15 protein-coding genes are annotated in these 15563 nt (G+C 65.8%); 2 read left to right on the top strand and 13 right to left on the bottom strand.

Features of this window, described 5'->3' with window-relative positions; all coding sequences use genetic code 11:
- Positions 1 to 104 precede the first annotated feature (104 nt).
- The gene (locus ACI6S0_RS05270) at positions 105 to 1442 is read left to right on the top strand and encodes an LLM class flavin-dependent oxidoreductase (RefSeq protein WP_434405215.1); all 1338 of its coding nucleotides are present in this window, start codon (positions 105 to 107) and stop codon (positions 1440 to 1442) included.
- Positions 1443 to 1499: 57 nt separating this feature from the next.
- Here the strand turns inward: ACI6S0_RS05270 and ACI6S0_RS05265 are convergent, their stop codons facing one another.
- From ACI6S0_RS05265 to ACI6S0_RS05230, 8 genes are all read right to left on the bottom strand, one after another.
- Positions 1500 to 2150, bottom strand: a complete 651-nt coding sequence (locus ACI6S0_RS05265; protein ID WP_434405214.1) for a peroxiredoxin-like family protein — start codon at positions 2148 to 2150, stop codon at positions 1500 to 1502.
- Positions 2151 to 2245: 95 nt separating this feature from the next.
- Positions 2246 to 3037, bottom strand: coding sequence for a class II aldolase/adducin family protein (locus tag ACI6S0_RS05260; protein ID WP_434405213.1), 792 nt, complete (start codon positions 3035 to 3037; stop codon positions 2246 to 2248).
- A gap of 17 nt (positions 3038 to 3054) precedes the next feature.
- Entirely contained in the window at positions 3055 to 4008 is a 954-nt protein-coding gene (locus ACI6S0_RS05255; protein ID WP_279728389.1) for an ABC transporter substrate-binding protein, read from the bottom strand.
- 1 nt (position 4009) lies between these two features.
- A complete protein-coding gene (locus ACI6S0_RS05250; protein ID WP_048936659.1) occupies positions 4010 to 5098 on the bottom strand; it encodes an LLM class flavin-dependent oxidoreductase in 1089 nt (362 codons plus the stop codon).
- A gap of 21 nt (positions 5099 to 5119) precedes the next feature.
- A complete protein-coding gene (locus ACI6S0_RS05245; protein ID WP_434405211.1) occupies positions 5120 to 6382 on the bottom strand; it encodes a rhodanese-like domain-containing protein in 1263 nt (420 codons plus the stop codon).
- Entirely contained in the window at positions 6379 to 6993 is a 615-nt protein-coding gene (locus tag ACI6S0_RS05240; protein ID WP_097383536.1) for a cysteine dioxygenase, read from the bottom strand. Before ACI6S0_RS05240 ends, ACI6S0_RS05245 begins: the two co-directional genes overlap by 4 nt.
- Complete coding sequence (locus ACI6S0_RS05235) at positions 6990 to 7781, bottom strand: ABC transporter ATP-binding protein (protein WP_434405210.1); 792 nt, start codon at positions 7779 to 7781, stop codon at positions 6990 to 6992. The genes ACI6S0_RS05240 and ACI6S0_RS05235 overlap by 4 nt, the downstream gene beginning before the upstream one ends.
- 2 nt (positions 7782 to 7783) lie before the next feature.
- On the bottom strand, positions 7784 to 8602 hold the full coding sequence (locus ACI6S0_RS05230) for an ABC transporter permease (protein WP_434405209.1): 819 nt from the start codon (positions 8600 to 8602) through the stop codon (positions 7784 to 7786).
- Between the two features lie 265 nt (positions 8603 to 8867).
- On the opposite strand from ACI6S0_RS05230, the gene ACI6S0_RS05225 reads away from it, so the two are divergent.
- A complete protein-coding gene (locus ACI6S0_RS05225; protein ID WP_434405208.1) occupies positions 8868 to 9704 on the top strand; it encodes a LysR substrate-binding domain-containing protein in 837 nt (278 codons plus the stop codon).
- Positions 9705 to 9845: 141 nt separating this feature from the next.
- Here ACI6S0_RS05225 and ACI6S0_RS05220 read toward each other — a convergent pair whose 3' ends face one another.
- From ACI6S0_RS05220 to ACI6S0_RS05200, 5 genes are all read right to left on the bottom strand, one after another.
- Positions 9846 to 10790 (bottom strand): NAD(P)-dependent oxidoreductase, encoded by a 945-nt coding sequence (locus tag ACI6S0_RS05220; protein ID WP_434405207.1) that lies wholly within the window; start codon positions 10788 to 10790, stop codon positions 9846 to 9848.
- 4 nt (positions 10791 to 10794) lie between these two features.
- Complete coding sequence (locus tag ACI6S0_RS05215; protein ID WP_434405206.1) at positions 10795 to 11970, bottom strand: acyl-CoA dehydrogenase family protein; 1176 nt, start codon at positions 11968 to 11970, stop codon at positions 10795 to 10797.
- A 4-nt stretch (positions 11971 to 11974) separates the two neighbouring features.
- The gene (locus ACI6S0_RS05210) at positions 11975 to 12949 is read right to left on the bottom strand and encodes an ABC transporter substrate-binding protein (protein ID WP_434405205.1); all 975 of its coding nucleotides are present in this window, start codon (positions 12947 to 12949) and stop codon (positions 11975 to 11977) included.
- Between the two features lie 269 nt (positions 12950 to 13218).
- Positions 13219 to 14496 (bottom strand): DUF2264 domain-containing protein, encoded by a 1278-nt coding sequence (locus ACI6S0_RS05205; RefSeq protein WP_434405204.1) that lies wholly within the window; start codon positions 14494 to 14496, stop codon positions 13219 to 13221.
- Positions 14497 to 14498: 2 nt separating this feature from the next.
- Entirely contained in the window at positions 14499 to 15473 is a 975-nt protein-coding gene (locus ACI6S0_RS05200) for a DUF4861 family protein (protein WP_434405203.1), read from the bottom strand.
- Positions 15474 to 15563 lie beyond the last annotated feature (90 nt).

Genomic DNA, 15563 nt, shown 5'->3' with positions numbered 1-15563 from the left:
ATTGGCCCATTTCATATGCGCTTGAAGAGTCCGCGTTGGTCGCGCGAACCGTCCGGGCGTAGATGGAATGGGCTCACCCTCCCCTCCAGCAGAAGGACAAGGCCATGGCCCGTTCTCCGCATATCAAGCTCGGCTTCATCCTGCATGGCGTCGGCCGCACCTGGCATGACTGGCGCCATCCCGATCGCGACGTGAATGCCAGCACCAGCCTTGCCCGCTATCAGGAACAGGCAGCGATTGCCGAACGCGGCAAGTTCGACTTCCTGTTCGTCGCCGACAGCCTGTCGATCACCGAACGATCCAGCCCGCATTATCTCAACCGGTTCGAGCCGATCACCATCCTGTCCGCGCTGGCGGCAACCACCAGCCATATCGGCCTGGTCGGCACGCTGACGGTCAGCTACTCCGAACCCTTCAACGTCGCCCGCCAATTCGCCTCGCTCGATCACCTCAGCGGCGGGCGGGCCGGCTGGAATGTCGTCACCTCCTGGCTGGGCGATACCGCCGCCAATTTCAGCAAGAGCGAACATCCGGCCCATGCCGTGCGCTATCGCATCGCCGCCGAATATCTCGATGTGGTTCAGGGCCTGTGGGACAGTTGGGAAGATGGCGCCCATGTCGCCGACAAGGAAAGCGGCCAGTTCGTCGATCCCGATCGGCTGCATGCGCTCGATCACAAGGGCGAGTTCTTCCAGGTGCGCGGGCCGCTCAACATCAAGCGCACGCCGCAGGGCCAGCCGGTAATCTTCCAGGCCGGCGCGTCGGACGATGGCCGCAACTTCGCCGCGCGACGGGCCGAGGTGATCTTCACCCATGCCGAGACGATCGAGGCGGGCCAGGCCTATTATGCCGACGTGAAGGCGCGGGCGAAGGGCTTTGGCCGGGATGCCGACCAGCTGTTCATCCTGCCGGGCATCGCCGCGATCGTCGGTGACAGCGATGAGGAGGCCGAGGCGCGCTACCGCGAACTCGCCGCGCTGGAGTCGATCGACACCGGCCTCGGCTTCCTGTCGCGCACCTTCAACGACCATGATTTCCGCCAATATGATCTGGACGCCCCCTTCCCCGATGTCGCGCATCTGGGCCTCAACAGCCAGCAGAGCGGGACGCTGCGCATCCTGGCCGAAGTCGAGGCGGAGGGGCTGACGCTGCGCCAGGTGGCCGAACGGCTGGCGACGCCGCGCGGCGCCTTCGTGGGTTCGGCCGAGACGGTGGCGGATCAGTTGCAGCACTGGTTCGAAAGTGGCGCGGCCGACGGCTTCGTCCTGTTCGAACCATTGCCGGGACAGCTGGCCCTGTTCGTCGACAAGGTGATCCCGATCCTGCAGCAGCGCGGCCTGTTCCGCACCGACTATGAAGGAACGACTTTCCGCGAGCATCTGGGCCTGTCGGTGCCGGACAATCGCTACAGCGTTGCGCGCGAGGCCAAGTCGGCCGCCTGATCCCATCGAACAAAAAAGGACCCGGCAATCAAATTGCCGGGCCCTTCTTTGTTGCGTTCAGCGCAGCCAGGCGAGGATATCGTCCGCCTCCGGTCGGTCGAGCCAGTCGGGGCTGACCTGCAAGCGCTGCACCACCCGGCCCGGCCCCAGCAGCAGCACGGCGGGCTGCGGCAATTCCCAGTTGCCCGTGCCGGTCACCTCGCCAATCCAGCCGGCGGGCGGCGGCGACGGGCGATCATCGGGGAGGAAGCTGATGCCGAGCAGGCGGGCGAGCTGATTGTCGCGATCGGTCGCGACGGCGAAGGGCAGATCGTGGCGGCGCTTGATTTCCGCCAGCCGATCGGGCTGCTGTGGGCTGAGCGCGACCAGCGAGATGCCGCGCGCCCGTAGCACCGGCCAGAGCGTTTCGGCATAATAGGGCAAGGCGATGTTGCAGGCCGGGCAACCGGCGAAGCGGAAGAAGATCAGCAAGGCCGATCCCTGCGCCGTCAGCGCGTCGAGCGTCAGGGTGCCGCCATCGACATCATCGAACCCCAGATCGGGCAGGACATCGCCGGGCTGCGCCACCGTCGCCGGATCGAAGCGCGCCACCAGCTGCTGCCGCTGCGCCGCGTTGCGCGCCAGTTGGGCCGGCGGCCAGTCCCGTTCCCGTTCTGCCTGAAGCGCGGCGTAGCGCGCCCTCAAATTGTCGCCGACGATCGTCGCCATCTGCCTGTCTCCTTTGCTGGAGATAGGAAAATGGCGCCGCGGGGCACGCGACGCCAATGAGACTTGGCGGAAAGCCGCCGATTAATCCTTATAGATCAGGCGTCATAGCCAGCTGCCTGGCGCGATGCCTTGCGCAGCGCCGCTTCCCAGACCAGATCATAATGGGTGCGCCGCCCTTCGACCGGCTGGCGCTCGCGCGACATCTGGCGCTTCACTTCCGCCTGCGCCTCCTCCGGCGCGATCAGCACATTGTCGCGCCCGACGCTGAGCGAACGAACCTGTGCGATGCAGGCGGATTCGAGCTGATAGATGCCGCTCCACGCCTCGCCCGGAGACGATCCCAACGCCAGCGTGCCATGGTTGCGCAGCAGCATGACCTTGGTGTCGCCCAGGTCCGCCACCAGCCGTTCGCGCTCGTCCAGGTTCAGCGCCACGCCTTCATAGTTATGATAGGACAGGCGCGGGATCAGGGCCAGCGCGCGCTGGTTCAAGGGTAGCAGCCCTTCGGCATGGGCCGAAACCGCCATGCCGTCGGCGCTGTGGAAATGGGCGATATAATGGGCATCGTCGCGCGCGCCGTGGATCGCCGAATGGATCACATAGCCCGCATAGTTGATGCCATAGTCGCTCTCCCCGATGACATTGCCGTCGAGATCGACCTTGACCAGGCTGGACGCCGTGATCTCGTCGAACATCAGGCCGAACGGGTTGATCAGGAAATGATGGTCCGGTCCGGGCACGCGGGCGGAAATATGGGTGTAGATGAAATCGTCCCAGCCATAGAGCGCCGAAAGGCGATAGAAGGCGGCGAGATCGACCCGCACCTTCCATTCGGCTTCGCTGATGCCGGTGCGCGAAAAACGATCATCCTTGAGGATGGTGGCCATGGGGAAAGCTCCTTGCGTCAGGATCCGAAACTGGTGTCGAAGGCCTGCGCCACGTCCCGTTTGGGATCGATCAGGCCGGCGCGGCGATAGCGGTCGACGATCGCCTGCTCATGGGCGATCACCTTGGCATCGACGGGCTGCGAAATGCGGTTGCTGCGTTCGAAACTGGCGCGGGCGATGTCGATCGGCAGGCCGGTTTCCTTGGCCAGCACGGCGGCGAACTGGTCGGGATGGGCGCGGGCCCAGGCGACCGCCGTCGCCTCACGCTGGAGGAAATCGGCCAGCAGCGCACGCTTGGGCGCGATCGAGGCATCATGGGCGATGTCGATATAAAGCGGCAGGCCGTAATCCTTGGCGTCAGCAACCGCCCGCGCCCCTTCCTTGACCGCGACATTGGTATAGGGGGTCCAGGTCGACCAGGCGTCGATCGATCCACTGTCGAAGGCAGCCTTGGCATCGCCCGGCGGCAGGAAGGTGACCTTGACCTTGTCGGCGGGGATATGCGCCCGCTCCAGCGCCTGGAGCAGCAGGTGATGGCCGATCGATCCGCGCGTGGTGGCGATCGTCCTGCCGACCAGATCCTGGGCAGATCGGATGGGCGAGCCATTTTTCACCAGGATCGCCAGCGCCTCGGCCGCCTGGTTGGCGGGTGCCTGCACCGCGATCGCCTTGACCGGGCTGCCGCTCTGATAGGCGAAGATGAAGGGCGCGTCGGCGGCAAGGCCAAGGTCCGCGGCGCCACCACCGACCGCTTCCAGCAGCGGCTGGGCGGCGGGAAATTCCGACCATTCGACCTTGTAGGAGGCGCCGTCTAGCGCGCCAGAGGCAAGCATCATCGCCTTGACCTGCCCCTTCTGGTTGGCGACGCGCAGCACCGGCACCTGTTCAGTGCGATATTGGGTGACAGCGAAGGCGACACCGGCGGAGGCGATCAGCGCGCCGACGATCAGGATCGATTTCTTGCTCGCCATGTCAGCCCGCGAGCGCGACGTCGACCTTCTCCCGCTCGGCCACCTTGCGGCGGACGACCGGCAGCAGTTCGCGGCCATAGAGGATGGAATCGCCCAGCGGATCGAAACCGCGGATCAGGAAATGATCGATGCCGATGTCATAATAATCGAGCATCGCATCGGCCACCTGTTCGGGCGTGCCGACCAGGCCGGTGGAATTGCCGGCCGCGCCGGTGAGCGCAGCGACGCCGGTCCACAGCCGCTTGTCCTGCCGGTTGGCCCTGGCCGCCTCCAGCAGGCGCAGCGATCCGACATTGGGCGGGCGATGGCCGGTCAGCGGAAGTCCGGCGGCGACCCGATTGGCGCGCACCTGCTCCTCAATCTCCGCCGCGCGCTTCCAGGCCGCTTCCTCGGTATCGGCGATCACCGGGCGCAGCGACAGCGAGAAGCCGGGATTGCGGCCATGACGGGCGGCGGCACGGCGCACCTGGCGTACCGTATCCTGCACCGCTTCGAGCGTTTCACCCCAGAGCGCATAGACGTCGGCATGGCGCCCGGCGACCTCGATCGCCTCAGCCGAGGAACCGCCGAAGAAGACCGGCAGATTGTCCGGCTTGATCGCGCTGAAGGCCTGGCGAATGTCGTAGAAGTCGCCGCGATGGTCGAACGGCTGGGCCGCCGTCCATTCCTGGCGCAGGATGGTCAGATATTCGTCGGTGCGCTGATAGCGCTGGGCCTTGACCGTGCCGGTGTCACCATCGCGTGCCATTTCATCGTCCGCGCCGCCGGTGATGATGTGGACCGCGACCCGCCCGCCAGACAGCTGGTCGAGCGTCGCCAGCTGGCGCGCGGCCACGGTCGGCTGGGTGAAACCGGGGCGATGGGCGACAAGGAAACCAAGCTTGCTGGTCAGCGCAGCGGCATGGGCCGCGACGATCTGGCTTTCCGGACTGTTGGAGCCGAAGGGGATGAGGACGCGGTCGAAGCCGCCCTCCTCCTGCGCCCTGGCTGCGGCCTCGACATAATCCTTGTCGAGCACGCGGCTGCGCACCGCCGCCTGGGTTTCCGAGCCATTGTTGAAGCCGATATAGCCGATGAACTTGACGCTCATGGGGTCATTCCTTCCCGCTGATCAGATGACGTAGAAGCCGTGGGTGCCGTCCTTTTCGAGCTGGGCGACAAGGCCATATTCCCAATCGAGATAGGCCTGCATCTTCTCGGCCTTGTTGTCGGTGCCCTCATAGGGGCGCTTGTAGCGGCCCTCGGGTCCACGCGGGGCCGGCGCGCCGTCACTGCCGCGTTCCAGCACCACCGCCGACCAGTCGACGGACAGGACATAGACTTCCCAGCCAAGCTGGGCGAGCCAGGAGGCGCTCATGTCGGCACGCGGGCCAAGATCGTCGGTGACGACGATGCGGGCGCCGCGCACCGGGGCATTATGGTCGGTTTCCTGCACCAGCTGGCCGCCCTGCGCATTGCGGAAACCGGGCAGATGCCCCGCCTCATATTCACGCGGCTGGCGCACATCATAGAGATAGAGGGTGCGAGCGGTGTCGGCCTTCAGATGCTCCAGATCGTCCCAGCCGATCCACTTGACCCCGGCGCGGTAGGCGACATCGCGGGCATGGGCACGGGCAGCCTCGATCGCCTTGCCATCGACCTCCGGCGCGGCACGCACCTGGCCGGTTTCCAGCCCCTGCCCGGCCAGCGTCCAGCCGATCGTGCCGTTGCGCAGCGCATAGACCTTGTTGGGCAGGCCGGCATTGACAAGCGACTGGGTGCCGATGATCGACCGGGTACGGCCGGCACAGTTGACGATGATGGTGGTGTCGGGATCGGGCGCGATCGTGCCGGCGCGCAGGACCAGTTCGGCGCCCGGCACGCTGGTCCCGGTCGGGATGCTCATCGTATGATATTCGTCGTAACGGCGCGCATCCAGGATCGCGATGTCGGCCTTTTCGTCGATCAGCGCCTGCACATCTTCGGCCGCAAGGCTAGGCGTATGGCGGCGATGCTCGACCAGTTCGCCGAACGCCTTGGAGTAGCTGTTCACATCCTCGAACAATTCATAGCCGGCCTCGCGCCAGGCGCTGAGACCGCCCTCCAGTTCGCGGACGTCGGTATAGCCAAGCCCCTGCAGCCGCACGGCCGCGCGGCGCGCCAGCCCCTCGCCCGCATCATAGACGATAATCGGGGTGTCGAGCCGGGGGATGCGCCAGCGCGCTTCCTCATCGATGCGGCGCAGCGGGATCTGGGCGGCGAACAGCGGATGGCCCTGCGCAAACTCATGTTCCTCGCGCACGTCGATCAGCGCGATCTCGTCGCGGGCGATCAGCACGGTGCGGATATCGGCCGGGGTGGCGACCTCTATGCGGTCCAATATGTCGGTGGTCATGCGTTTCTCGATCTGTCCCAGAGGTTGGGGATGACGCGGTTGGCGTATCCGGAGATGAAGCTTTTGGGCGTGCCGTCGGGGGCGAAGGTCGCGCGCTCGACCGCGCCGATATTGCCGCCATAGACATGGATGCTGACCGACGGCGCATCGGCCCGGCCGTTGGAGACGCGGTGGATGTCGCCGATCCGAGGCGAGACGGCATCCACCTCGCCTTCACGCAATATATCGGTGCCCTGGGCGACCAGCCCGCCGCCGGGCAGGCGATGGAAGCGCTCGACCTGCTCGCTGCCGCGCAGCACGCCGACTAGCCCCCAGACGCCATGGTCATGGATCGGGGTCGACTGGCCCGGTCCCCAGACGAAGCTGACGATGCTGAACCGCTCGCGACTGTCGCAATGAAGTAGATATTGCTGATAGCGATCGGGATCGGGCCGGGCATATTCGGGCGGCAGCCAGTCGTCGCGGGCGATCAGCCGGGCGAGCAACGTGCGGCCACTTTCCAGCAGCGCCTGTTCGTCGCGGGTGCAGGCGATCAGGTCAGCCAATGCCGTGACGAAACCGCGCAGCCGACTGGTATCGACCGGCCGGTCAATGGTGGTAACGGCGTTCATTCCGCCGCCTCCGCCTGGCGGGCGAAGGGCAATACGCCTTCACCGTGATGGTCACCGCCCAGATGGGACAGAAGCTGTTCGCGCAGTCGGCCGGCGAGACCCGCGCGCTCGCCGCGCGGGGCGTGAATGCGCTCCTCCGCGACGATCCGGCCCTTGTCGAGCACCAGCACCCGGTCGGCCAGCGCAATCGCTTCCTCGACATCATGGGTGACGATCAGCACCGCGGGCCTGTGCGTCCGCCAGAGCGAGAGCACCAGGTCATGCATGCGATAGCGGGTCAACGCATCAAGCGCGGCAAAGGGCTCGTCGAGCAGCAGCAATTGGGGCTCGCGCACCAGTGCGCGGGCGAGCGCGGCGCGCTGCGCCTCGCCACCGGACAGGGTGAGCGGCCAGGCATCGAGCCGATGGCCAAGGCCGACTTCCTTCAGCGCGGCTTCAGCCCGATCACGGATGGCACCACCTTTCAGACCCAGTGCGACATTCTTCCAGACCGGCTTCCATGGCAGCAGCCGGGCATCCTGGAACACGACGGCGCGGCTGTCGGGTACTTCGACATCCTGTGCGCCGGCATCATCCAGCCCGGCAAGGGTGCGCAGCAAGGTGGTCTTGCCCGATCCCGACCGGCCCAGCAGGGCGATGAACTCGCCCAGCGCGATTTCCAGGTCCAGCCCGTCGATGATGCGATTGGCGCCAAAGCTGCGGGTGAAGTGCTGCAGGCGGACGACCGGTTCGGGATGCGGCTGGTGCGCCGCGCTGTCGATGGCGGAAAAACCGAGGCGCGCGTCCATGATCAATTCTCCACTATGCTGGGGCGCCAGACGAGGGCGCGGGCTTCGAGGGCCCGGACCAGCCAGTCGGCACCGAGGCCGAGAATGGCGTAGACCATGAGGCAGACGACGATGATGTCGGTGCGCATGAAGTCGCGGGCATTGTTGATGAGATAGCCAAGCCCGGCCGAGGCGTTGATCTGTTCCGCCACCACCAGCACCAGGATGGAGATGGAGAGCGCATAGCGCAGCCCGACCAGCAGCGAGGGCAAGGCCGCGGGCAGCACGACATGCCAGACCTGTTCCCAGCGGCTGAGGCCGAAGCTCTTGGCGGCATCGAGCAGGCGCGGATCGACGCCGCGAATGCCGGCATAGAGGTTGAGATAGACCGGGAAGATGGTGCCGAAGGCAATCAGCGCGATCTTGGGCGTCTCGCCAATGCCGAACCAGACGATGAACAGCGGCGTCAGCGCCAGCGCGGGAATGGTCCGCTTGATCTGCAGCAGCGGGTCGATCGCCAGTTCCGCGCCGCGCGACAGGCCCGCTGCCAGCCCCAGCGCCAGCCCCAGGCCGACGCCGATCAGCAGGCCGACCGCGACGCGGGCGAAGGAGACGAGCAGGTTGGAGGGCAGTTCGCCGCTCAGCACCATCTGGATCAGCGTGCCGATCACGGCGGAGGGCGCGGCCAGCGTGCGTTCGGGGATAAGGCCCGTGCGCGAGCCCAGTTCCCACAGCAAAAGTAACAGCAAAGGTGACAGCCATCGGCCGCCGAAGCGAGCGAGGGAGAAGCGGCGTCTGGCGCGCTGCGACGGCGTGTCGCCCCTTATTGCCAATGCGGTCATGTCCATCCGTCATGCTGGTGAAGTCGCCTTCATCCAACATCAATTCTCTACTCATTCAATTGAGTTTTATCGTGCCGGTCTATTAGGGAAAATCATAAGTCGCCATTTGCCCCTAATTCCGGGCATTTCGGCGCGCGACGAGCGGGATAGCTTTTCCTGCCCCCGGACAAACTCTACTATTTTGATTGATATATTGGCATGGATCATAAGCACAGGCCCGTGCCCGGCATCGGATCGGCCCCTTTCACCATCAAAAGGATATGCCGTGCCGGTCAATTTGCCGACCAATCTCCTGCGCAGCTTTGTCGCGATCGTCGACACCGGGTCGATGCTCAATGCGTCGGAACAGGTGTTCGTCACCCAATCCGCCCTCAGCCTGCAGATCAAGCGGCTGGAGGAACTGGTGCAGCAGTCGCTGTTCCTGCGCGAAGGCCGCCGGCTACACCTGACCGCGGCGGGCGAGGTGCTGCTCGACTATGCACGCCGGGTGCTGAGCCTGCATGACGAGGCGGTGGCGGCGGTCAGCGCCGGCCGCTTTGCCGGCCCGGCGCGGATCGGCATGGTCCAGGACTTCGCCGACAGCCTGCTCTCGGGCCTGCTCTCCCGCTTTGCCGAGCTGCACCCGGACGCGCAAATCTATGCGCGGGTCGCGGGCACGGCCGAATTGCAGGCGCTGCTCGACCGGCGCGAACTGGATATCTTGCTGGGCTTTGCCGCGCCCAATGACGGCAGCGCGGTCACGGTGGCGCCGATGAGCTGGTATGGCACGGCCGAACTGGTTGATCGCAACACGATCCCGCTGGCGGTGCTGGAGGAACCGTGCCGTTTCCGCGAGGCGGCGATCCGCGCGCTGGAGGATATGGGGCTGCAATGGCGGATCGCGGTCGAGACACCCAACCTCGCCACGCTGCGCGCAGCGGTGGCCGCAGGGCTGGGCATCACCGCGCGTACCCATTTGTTCCAGGATGACATGACGGTGCTGGAGCATGAGCGGCTGCCCACCCTGCCCCGCGTCGCCGCGATCCTGCGCACCAGCGACAAGCTGGACCGCGCCTCACATCGACTGGCGGAACTGGCGCGCGAGACGGTGACCGGGCTTTAGATTGGAATGATTTAGACTGATCCACTGCGTCATTGCGAGCGCAGCGAAGCAATCCAACATCGCTCGGATGGATTGCTTCACTTCGTTCGCAATGACGATTCAAGGGCAAGTCATCGCTCTTCTACGCCCGTCTTCCAGACCCTAGTATCCGCGCGCCGGATCGACGATGTCGGACGGCGCCTCGCCCCGGACGAAGCGGGTCAGGTCGTCCTGGATCTTTTCCAGCAGGCGATGGCGTACCAGCTGGTAATTGCTGGAAATATGCGGGGTCAGCCGCACCCTGGGATGGGTGTAGAGGACATGCCCCTCCGGCAGCGGTTCGGGATCGGTAACGTCGAGCGTCGCAAAGCCCAGCCGGCCATCATCCAGCGCCCGCACCAGGGCTGCCTGATCCACCACCGATCCGCGCGCGACATTGATGAGATGCGCACCCGGCCGCACCCGCGCCAGCAGCGCATCGTCGACCAGATGGCGGGTCTGGGCAGTGGCGGGGACGGCGAGCAGGATATGATCCGCCTCCTCCACCAAAGTCCCGACATCGCCGACCAGTTGCACGCCCGGCACGCTGGGCTGCGCGCCGGATCGCCGCACGCCGATCACCTGCGCGCCGAGCGCCAGGCCGCGCCGTGCCACCGCCGCGCCGATCGCGCCCATGCCGATGATACCTATGGTCGTGCCCGATACCCGGCCCAGTTGCGCCGGCCCCCATTGCGCCCGCGAACGGACGGTGACGGCATCCAGATTCTTGGCATGGGCGTAGATGGCGGCGATCGCATAATCGGCGATCTCCTCCGACGCGACGCCCCGACCACAGGTGACGAGCGGCGCGTCGAGCAGCCAGTCGGGATAGAAATCGACCCCGACCGAGGCGCTGTAGACCCATTTCAGGCGCCCCGGCCAGGGTGCGGGACGACGCACCTCCGGCGCGCGCCAGGCCGGCGACGGGCGTATCAGCAATATGTCGGCCTCGTCGGCGGCGCTCCAGGGCGCGTCCTCGGCAACGTCGATCAGCACGGGGGCGGACGGGTGGCGGGCAAGGATCCGGTTGAAATCCGGCTCCATCTGGCTGGCGATGATCAGGGACATGGGCTCAATTCCCCAGCGCCGCGCGACCGGCGGCAATCAGGATGGTGTCGGTCTGCGGCGAATGGATACGGCTGCACAGCACGTCGCGATAATGGCGCTCCAGCGGATTATGGCGGCTGATGCCGGGATTGCCGGTCAGCTCCAACCCGATCTCGACCGCGCGAATGGCGTTGGCGGTAGCAACATATTTGATCGCATTGGCCTCGACTGCCGACGGCGGATCGTCCGCGTCGATCCGCGCGGCGGCGTCGCGCACCAGCGTGCGGTTTACCTGCAGCAACGCCTCGATCTCGCCGAACCTTTCCTGCACGCGCGGCAGGGTGGCGAGCGACGCGCCGAGGTTGCTCGGCACCCGATCATTGAGATAGGCGCGCAGCCAGTCGCGCGCGGCGCGCGCCACCCCGTCATAGATGACCGAGATGGACAGCGCATTCCACAGCGTCTGGACCGGATCGGGCGCGCCCCATTCCTCCGACCGGCGAATGTCGACCGCATGGTCGGCCGGCGTCGGCGTATCAGTGAAATGGACGGCATGGCTGACCGTCGCGCGCATCCCCAGATGATCCCAGGCCGGCTCGATATCCACCCCCGGACTGCCCGCCCGGACCAGGAAATTGCCAACGCGTGGAGCATCCTCGTCGGTCTTCGCCCAGACCGAATACCAGTCGAGGCCAGTCGATCCGGTCGAATAGATCTTCGTGCCGCTGATCGCCCAGCCATGGGCCGTGCGCCGCGCGATCGTGGCGGGCAGGCCACCGCGCACGGGCGTGCCCAGTTCCGGTTCGACGCGCAGCCCACCGATCAGCCCCCGGCCCGCCACCGCATCGCGCGCCAGCGTCTCGTAGATGTCGGCTGGCCAGCCGCGCGCCCGGTTGGGCGTAGCATGATAATGATAGGTCATGAACAGGATCAGCGCGGTCGAGGGATCGCCCTTCGCTACTGCCGCCAGCACCCGCAGCGCTTCGGAAACCGACGCGCCCCGCCCGCCATGCGCGCGTGGCACGGTCAGCGCGATCAGCCCCTGCTGCGCCAATATATCGAAATTGGCGCGGGGAAATTCGGCGCTGCGGTCATATTGTTCCGCATTGGCGGCGAGCAACCGGGTCAGCCGATCGAGCTGGTCGGCGGGCACCGGCCCTTCGGGCGGCAATGGCTGCACGGAAATTGCCTGGGTCGCCATGATATCAGCCTCTCTTGGGAATGGCGTCGTTGAAGCGGGCATCCCACAGCGGGCGGACATTCACCCGCTTGGGAACCAGCCCGGCCTTGAAGAAGACGTCGGCGACCTGCTGCTGCGATCCGATCGCCTCGGGCGTGACCGGGCGCAGTTCATAGGTCGCGCTCTTGCGACGGAACTGGTCGAGCACATAGTCCCGCGGTACGCCGATATCCTGGGCGACGATGCCGGCCCACTCGTCCTGATGCGCCGCCGCCCAGCCGAAGCCCTGCTGCACCAGCGCCAGATATTCGCGGAGGATCGCCGCCTTGTCGGGATCGGCCAGCGCCTCGACATGAGCGGAGACGAGATAATTGCCTGACAGGATACCATAAGCGGTGCGCAATATCCGCGCGCCCTCGGTCGCGATCGCGCGCTGGATCGGAAAGCCATAGATCGCCCAGGCATCGAGCGCCCCTTGCGAGAAGGCTGCGGCGCCATCGGACACGCCCATCGCGACCGGGATGATGTCGTCCCAGCTCAGGCCGACTTCCTCCAGCATGCGGATCAGGAAATATTGGGCGGTGGTGGCGCGGACATAGCCGACGCGCTTGCCCTTGAGGTCGGCGATGGAGCGCGCCTTCGATCCCTTCGGAACCAGCACCACCTGGTTATTGACGTCGCCATGGGCGACCGCAATCTGGCGGAAGCTCTGGATGGTGGAAGCCGCCGCAAAGATGGGCGGAATTTCGCTCATCCCGCCATAGTCGAGCGATCCGCCATTGAGCGCCTCGACCACCAGATGGCCGGACTGGAACTCGCTATAGACAAGGTCGAAACCCTTGGGCTGGATGCCCGCCGCCTTGAACAGCAGCCGCGTGTCCCCGTCACCCTTGCCGGTGATCGACACGCGCAGCTTCGGTCGGCCCTTGCCAGCGGTGCTGCAGGCGGTGAGCAGCAGGCTGCCCGCCGCCGCACCCAGCAGATTGCGTCTGGAGAACATGTCAGCGACCGCCGCTCGTTTCTCGCACACTTGCTGCGCTGGGATCACGTTCGAACAGGATTACCGTCGGATCGCGTAGCAATTCGCGCCGGGCCGCCGCCCTGAACCGGGCCAGCCTATCCGTCCACCGCTGCGTCCACGCCATGATATCCAAGTCCTCGTCTGATATGAGAGGACTTTATCTGCCAATTAAGTAGAGATATGTCTGTCAAGCTTTGCTGGGCCGCTTATTAGAAACGCTTGACCTTCATCGGGCGGCGGCGGCCGCCTCAATTGGCGATATAATAGTCCTTCGGGAAATCCTGGCCCGCATAAGCCTTGCGCATGGTCCAGGGCTGGGCCGGCGCGGTCCAGTAGCTGTCGGATGCAGGCAGGCCGAGCGCCAGCAGGCTTTCCGAGGTGATATACATGCTGCCGGCGTTGGAATAGACGTCGCCCAGGCTCGGCTGGCGCCGGGCGAAGCCGATGGTCAGGAAGCCATCGGCATCGAAATTGCTGGGATCCGCAAAAATGCGGCGCTGGGTTGCCATGGTCGCGGCGCGCACCTGGCCCTCGGGCAGCTTGGCATGGAGCAGCTTGCGCCAAGCAAGATAGGCGAGCGGCTGGTGAACGGCGGTGCGATAGGTGAGTGAACGGCCGACCGGCGGGAAGGCGCCGTCCGGCCCGATCATCCGCTCCAGCGCCTCACCGAACCGCTGTATCCGCTGGATCTGGATGGCGAGCCGCTCCTTGGGATCTAGCGCGTTGAAGCGCGCATCGCAGCGGACCAGGACATCCCAAATCTGGGTTAGCATCGGGTGGATGACATAGCTGTTATACATGTCGAAATGGAAATGCTCGCCATCGGCATACCAGCCGTCGCCGACATACCATTCGCTGAACTTGCGCAGCGCCAGGTCGACCCGGATCGGATCCCATTGCGCCCCGACCGACAGCAGGAACACCTCGTTCATCGCCGCGAACAGCAGCCAGTTGGTATAGGGTGGCGCGACCCGGCGCAGCCCCTGTATCTCCTTGATGATCCGGTCCTTGGTCGCCCGGTCGAGCGGATCCCACAATGCCTGCGGCGCGCGCAGCAGGGCGCTGGTGAAATAGGCGGAATCGACCAATGGCTGCCCCTCCGCCTGCCAGAGCAGATAGTCGGGGCTCTTGGGATCTACGCTGTGGACATAGCTCGCCAGCGCCTGCTCACGCAGTCGGTCGCGCAGTCGCCCTTCCGCGCCATCGGTATCGGGCAGCGCAAGCCAGGGCGCGATGCCGTCGATCAGCCGGCCAAAGGATTCCAGAAAGGCGACCTTGGGATTGCGGCCATCCCAGGTGGGACTGAGCTCGGGCTTCCACTGCGCCTGCAACTGCCCCCTGGCCATGCGCGACAGCACGGGGCTGGCCATGCGTTCGAGCAGCGCCAGGGCATAGCTGCGGTCGTCCGCATCGGCGGCGACGGGCGCGGCCTCCCCGGCGTTGGCAAGCGAGGGCATGGCGGCGAAAGCGGCAGTGCCGGTCGCCATGCCGGTCAGGATCGCGCGACGGTCGATATGGCTGGTCATGGTCAATCCTTGGGCGGGGTGAAGTCGAGGGTCTGGCCGGCAGCATAGGCATCCCAGGCGGCACGGGTGGTGAAACCGCCCTCCCCCTTGTTCCAGGCACTGCCGGAATAATAGACGAAGGGCTGACCCGGCCTGACCGTCAGCAATATGAGCTGATTGTCGGCATCCGCGCGGATATCGGCGATCTGCGCCGGATCGACACGCAACGCCAGCGCCATACGGCCATGCGCGCCATCTTCCGGGCCCCACCAACTCACCAGGCCGCGGGCCCGATCTACGGTCAGGTCGCCCGCCCCCTGCCCCGTGGTGCGCTTGCCGATGCCGATGCCCACCGCCAGCAGCGCCGCCTTGTCCGATCCTATGGTCGAGACCAGCCGGGTGAAATGGGTGCCGAGCGGCAATGTGAAGCGGCGCGTTTCCCAGACCTTGCGATCGACATCGACCGGCCAGGGCGCATAATCGACGCTGAAGTCGGCGACCTGTCCGCCCGATTTCAAAATATGGGCACGGACATAATTGCGCGAGGTCCACAGCTTGTTGTCATGCCAGATGCCAAGGCCGCCCGCGCCGCGCGTGGTGCCGACATTGTAGAAGTCCAGCCCCTCGCCATGATAGCCGTGCTGGTCGCCGCTGCGTAGCTGGCGATCGGCGAAGGGCCAGGCGACATTCTTGCCCCAGCTGTCGATCCCCGATCCCGATGGCGGCTCGGCCGCCTCCAGCGCATGGCCGTAGATGCGATGGGCGGTCTTGTCATTTTCCCACAGCAGGTCGTCGTAGCGATAGGATGCAACCAGTGCGACGGCGGCGGCCGCCTGGCTGGGCGGTGGTGGCAGGCGCTTCTCGACCGGCAGACGATCGCCCGCCCCATCGCCCTGCGCCAGGGCCGCGCCGACGCAAAGACCGATCGCCACCAATCCGATCGACAGATAGGGCGTCCGAATGCGGCGTGACGATGCTGTTGGCTGGGGGCGGTTCACCACAGGCTCCTCTCGATTATTTGTATGATAAGCTGATAAATCATCGAATCAGACTTGCCAAGCCCTTGCTCACATTGCCGCAGGCTGGCA

Origin of the sequence: Sphingobium sp. DN12, assembly GCF_051058005.1 — a bacterium.
Taxonomy (GTDB): domain Bacteria; phylum Pseudomonadota; class Alphaproteobacteria; order Sphingomonadales; family Sphingomonadaceae; genus Sphingobium; species Sphingobium yanoikuyae.
Note: the sequence above shows the minus strand (reverse complement) of the source record. Positions and strands in the feature narration are given on the sequence as shown.